Below are 679 nucleotides of genomic sequence, written 5' to 3'. Positions count from 1 at the left end.
CGCAAAGTAAACACAACCCCGATGGCTCGGCTCGGATATGTCCACTCAACGATAGTGCGGAATTGTATTCCGTACCCACACAGTAAAGCAACAATCTAAAATAAAGCCGATGGGGAATGTTTCAGATTATTTAAAATAACTTTTTTTAAGATGTATCATTTAGTTAAAAATAACAAAATAAATATTGGTAATCAACTGATTTCGTTTCCTTCGGAAACGAAAATTGATAAAGTAATGAATTCTGAAATTTCTATTTGGTTTAATACCTCTCCTTCTGAAGATAATTTAGATTGGAATAAAATAGAAACTCATCAAATATGGAAAAATAGATGTGATAACAATCCGAGTGACTTATTTTGTTATGATACAGACGGATTATTAAAATGGAAATTTTCAAGCCATAATGTCGTTGGTTTTGGTAAAATCAGCCCTGAATCAAAAAAAGAAGAAGAGTTTATTACTCCAGAACATTATAAAAATTACATTGATAAATTTAGAGGTAAAGAATTATTAGAAGTTTACCCCGCTAGCGCGAGCGTCCCGCTCGTGCCCACATTATAAATCAATTCACATCTATCTCTAAAAGTGTTTGGTCATTATTTCCCCCCGCTGGCTTAAGCGTGTGCTAGCGCGAGCGTCTCGCTCGTGCCCGCAAAGTAAACACAACCCCGATGGCTCG

Annotated in this window: 1 protein-coding gene; it reads left to right on the top strand. The window is 35.9% G+C overall.

Going from position 1 to position 679, the window contains the following annotated elements; genetic code table 11:
- Nucleotides 1–150 precede the first annotated feature (150 nt).
- Nucleotides 151–561 (top strand): hypothetical protein, encoded by a 411-nt coding sequence (locus AC4PRO_RS18200; RefSeq protein WP_492118403.1) that lies wholly within the window; start codon nucleotides 151–153, stop codon nucleotides 559–561.
- Nucleotides 562–679 lie beyond the last annotated feature (118 nt).

This window comes from Flavobacterium sp. DW-iso2 (genome assembly GCF_058725285.1).
Note: the sequence above shows the minus strand (reverse complement) of the source record. Positions and strands in the feature narration are given on the sequence as shown.

Bases quoted from the DNA above. Each gene is read 5' to 3' on its own strand.
- AC4PRO_RS18200 (WP_492118403.1), top strand. From the start codon at position 151: ATGTATCATTTAGTTAAAAATAACAAAATAAATATTGGTAATCAACTG.